This window comes from Bradyrhizobium sp. P2_E8, from assembly GCF_056403875.1.
This window is the reverse complement of sequence record NZ_JBFUES010000697.1, coordinates 1-4,203: the sequence shown is the minus strand read 5'-3', so window position 1 is coordinate 4,203 and position 4,203 is coordinate 1. Positions and strand designations below refer to the sequence as shown.

At 65.7% G+C, this 4,203-nt stretch carries 2 protein-coding genes, 1 pseudogene and 1 riboswitch; of the genes and pseudogenes, 1 reads left to right on the top strand and 2 read right to left on the bottom strand.

Annotated elements, in window-relative coordinates; genetic code table 11:
• Together AC1D00_RS29795 and alaS are read right to left on the bottom strand one after the other, a co-directional pair.
• Positions 1-893, bottom strand: an 893-nt coding sequence (locus tag AC1D00_RS29795) for an ion transporter (protein ID WP_477013135.1), incomplete at its 3' end; no start/stop codon positions are given.
• Positions 894-899: 6 nt separating this feature from the next.
• Entirely contained in the window at positions 900-3,578 is a 2,679-nt protein-coding gene (alaS, locus tag AC1D00_RS29790) for an alanine--tRNA ligase (RefSeq protein ID WP_477013134.1), read from the bottom strand.
• 231 nt (positions 3,579-3,809) lie between these two features.
• A riboswitch (glycine riboswitch) is annotated at positions 3,810-3,898 on the top strand.
• Positions 3,899-4,043: 145 nt separating this feature from the next.
• Between alaS and gcvT the strand changes: the two are divergent.
• A pseudogene (gene gcvT / locus AC1D00_RS29785) lies at positions 4,044-4,203 on the top strand (glycine cleavage system aminomethyltransferase GcvT); the annotation flags it as partial.

Genomic DNA, 4,203 nt, shown 5'->3' with positions numbered 1-4,203 from the left:
ATATCGCCCTGCTCGATGGTTCGTGCGCGGAGCAGCCGCATGATGTCGGCGATCTCCGAGGCCGAAAGATGCGAGAACAGCGGCACCCGTGCCAGCATGCCCCAGGTGACGACGAAATCGCGCCGCTTCACCTCTTCGGCAAAGGCGGTCGAGATGATCGCGACCGGCAGCGCGATCATGGCAAAGCCTGAGATGATCGCGAACACCGAGATGAACTTGCCGAGCGGCGTCACCGGCACGACGTCGCCATAGCCGACGGTGCCGAGCGTCACGATTGCCCACCACATCGCGTCCGGAATGGTGCCGAGCTTGCTGGGCTGCACATCACGCTCGATGGCGTAGAGCAGCGACGCGAAGGTCAGCACCACGCCGAACAGGATGACGATGCAGCCGATCAGCGCCCGCCGCTCGGCATGCACGGCGGCAAGCAGCGAGCGCATCGCCGGCGAGTACCGGATCAGCTTGAAGAACGGCAGCACGCCGAGCCCGGCCAGTGTCGCGTGCCGCCCGGTGGCCAGCACGATCGCGGCGGGCAGGAATGCCATGAGATCGATGATGCCGAGCGCGGAGAAGGCATAGCCAAGCCGATCCGCAAGCGCCGAGCCCTTGCGCGGCGTGTGGCCCGCCACCGTCCATAGCCGCGCGGCATATTCCAGCGCGAACACGATCACGGCGAGGATGGTGATCGCCGAGAACAACGCGCCGAACTGCGCGYCCAGATCCGGCACCGAGGCGAGGATCATCGCGATCACGTCGAGCACGATGACGCCGATGATCAGCTGGATGAAGCGCGACCCGGCTGAATAGGCCAGCGGATCGTGCTCCAGCAATTCGTACAGGCGATCCCTCAAATCGGGATCGCGAAGCCCACGTCCTCGCGGAACGGGGGGCATAGGATTTTAAGCGCCCGCCATCGCTTTTTCGATCGCAGCGAGCGCTTCGGGCGCCTTGGCGCCATCGGGGCCGCCAGCCTGCGCCATGTCGGGCCGGCCGCCGCCGCCCTTGCCGCCGAGCGCCTCGGAGGCGACGCGCACCAGGTTCACGGCATTGAAGCGCGCGGTGAGGTCCGCGGTGACGCCGACCACGATTCCGGCCTTGCCGTCCTCGGTGACGCCGACGATGGCGACCACGCCGGAGCCGATCTGCTTCTTGCCGTCGTCCGCAAGGCTCTTGAGATCCTTCATCTCGATGCCCTCGACCGCACGCGCCATCAGCTTGACATCGCCGACCTCACGCACGCCTGCGGCTGCGCCGTTCCCGACGGATGTACCGCCGCCCATCGCGAGCTTCTTGCGGGCGTCGGAGAGCTCGCGCTCGAGCTTCTTGCGCTCCTCCATCAGCGCTGTGATGCGCGCCGGGACGTCGTCGATCGAGGTGCGCAGCTCGTTCGCCGCGGTCTTCGCCAGCGCCATGGTGTCGTTGGCGTGCTTGCGCGCATAATTGCCGGTCAGCGCCTCGATGCGGCGCACGCCCGAGGCGACCGCGCTCTCGCCGGTCAGCGTGATCAGGCCGATATCGCCGGTGCGCCGCACATGGGTGCCGCCGCAAAGCTCGACCGACCAGCCGAGCGCGTTGGTGCCGCGCTCGCGCGCGGTCCTGCCCATCGAGACGACGCGGACCTCGTCGCCGTATTTCTCGCCGAACAGGGCGCGCGCGCCGGCCTCGCGGGCCTCGTCCACGCCCATGACGCGGGTCGTGACCTCGTCGTTCTCCAGCACCACGTCGTTGGCGATGTCCTCGACGCGGGCCAGCTCCTCCGCCGTGATCGGCTTCGGATGCACGAAGTCGAAACGCAGACGATCCGGCGCGACCATCGAGCCGCGCTGGGCGATGTGATCGCCAAGCACCTGGCGCAGCGCCTCGTGGATGAGGTGCGTCGCCGAATGGTGCGCGCGGATCGAGGAGCGCCTGCCGTGATCGACCTCGAGCTGAAGCGCGGTGCCGAGCTTCAGCTCGCCGCTCTCCACGGTGCCGACGTGAACGAAGAGATCGCCGAGCTTCTTCTGCGTGTCGGTGACGCGGAACTTGATGCCGCCCTCCCCGAGCAGCACGCCGGTGTCGCCGACCTGGCCGCCGGACTCCGCGTAGAACGGCGTCTGGTTCAGCACCAGCGCGCCGGTCTCGCCGGCCTTGAGGCTGGCGGCTTCCTGGCCGTCCTTCACCAGCGCGGACACCACGCCTTCGGCGCTCTCGGTCTCATAGCCAAGGAATTCGGTGGCCCCGAGCTTTTCACGCAGCGGAAACCAGATCGCTTCGGAAGCCGCCTCGCCCGAGCCCTTCCAGGACTCGCGCGCCTTGGCCTTCTGGCGCTCCATCGCATCGGTGAAGGCGGACTGGTCCACGCCGATGCCGCGCGACTTCAGCGCGTCCTGCGTCAGGTCCAGCGGGAAGCCGTAGGTGTCGTAGAGCGTGAAGGCGACGTCGCCGTCGAACATGTCGCCCTTCTTCAACGAAGCGCTCTTCTCGTCGAGGATGGCAAGGCCCCGCACCAGCGTCTTGCGGAAGCGGGTCTCTTCCAGCCGCAGCGTTTCCTCGATCAGATTTTCCGCGCGCATCAGTTCGGGATAGGCCTGGCCCATCTCGCGCACCAGCGCCCAGACCAGGCGATGCATCAGCGGCTCTTTCGCGCCGAGAAGCTGCGCATGGCGCATCGCGCGGCGCATGATCCGGCGCAGCACATAGCCGCGGCCTTCATTGGAGGGCAGCACGCCGTCGGAGACGAGGAAGGCCGAGGAGCGCAAATGGTCGGCGATGACGCGGAACGAGGCCACGGTCTGCTCGTTCGGCCCGCTGCCGAGCGCGGAGGCGGTCGCGTCGATCAGGTGACGGAACAGGTCGGTCTCGAACACGCTGTCCACGCCCTGCATGATGCAGGCCATGCGCTCAAGGCCCATGCCGGTGTCGATCGAGGGACGCGGCAGATCCACGCGCTCCTCCTTCGTCACCTGCTCGTACTGCATGAACACCAGATTCCAGAATTCGAGGAAGCGGTCGCCGTCCTCCTCAGGAGAACCGGGAGGGCCACCCCAGATATGGTCACCGCGATCGATAAAAATCTCCGAGCACGGGCCGCACGGGCCGGTGTCGCCCATCGCCCAGAAATTGTCCGAGGTCGGGATGCGGATGATGCGGTCGTCGGAGAAGCCGGCGATCTTCTTCCAGAGCCCATGCGCCTCGTCGTCGGTGTGGTAGACCGTGACGAGCAGCTTGTCCTTCTTCAGCCCAAAGTCCTTGGTGATGAGCGTCCAGGCCAGCTCGATCGCGCGCTCCTTGAAATAGTCGCCGAACGAGAAATTGCCGAGCATCTCGAAGAAGGTGAGATGGCGCGCGGTGTAGCCGACATTGTCGAGGTCGTTGTGCTTGCCGCCGGCGCGCACGCATTTCTGCGAGGTGGTGGCGCGCTGATAGGGCCGCTTCTCGACGCCGGTGAAGACGTTCTTGAACTGCACCATGCCGGCATTGGTGAACATCAACGTCGGATCGTTGCGCGGCACCAATGGCGAGGACGGCACGATCTCGTGGCCGTTCTCGGCAAAGAAGTTCAGAAAGGTCGACCTGATCTCGTTGACGCCGCTCATGTTCATCCAATCGGGTGTGTTCGGACCCGCGACCGCCGTCCAAACCGGAAATTAAGGCTGATATCTGCGGGCCAAAGCGCTTTTAGACAAGGCCAGCTTCGCTGTCCAGAAACTGTGCAGAGAGATCAGAGGGTTGCCGCAGGCGCTCAATCCCGTTGCAATCCCGTTGAAAGGCGCAATCCCCGCGTTGACAGGCTTGGCTGCCCTGTGGTCTCTACCCATCTGTATCGTACGGCCACGTCGGGAGAGACCGGCTTTGGTGCCGGCGCCGAAGGAGCAACCGCCCCGGAAACTCTCAGGCAAAAGGACCGCGTGGCTTTGACAGCATCTGGAAAGAGGCGCCGACGGGCTTGAGGCCCGGACTGCGTCCGCCGACGGGATAATACTCTCAGGCACAGCGACAGATGGGGCTTCGACTGGTTGGCTCGGGGAATCGTCCCCGGGGAACCGCCGAGGGCCCCTGTGATGCTTGCACCCGACCAAGACTCCCTGAAACGTACGCCCCTCCACGACCTTCATGTATCCCTCGGCGGCAAGATGGTGCCGTTCGCGGGCTATGACATGCCCGTGCAGTACCCTGCGGGCGTGCTGAAGGAACATCTCCATACCCGCACCTCCGCCGGCC

What these genes read in the sequence shown, in the direction of transcription:
- alaS (WP_477013134.1), bottom strand. Translation starts at nt 3,578, where the DNA reads ATGAGCGGCGTCAACGAGATCAGGTCGACCTTTCTGAACTTCTTTGCC.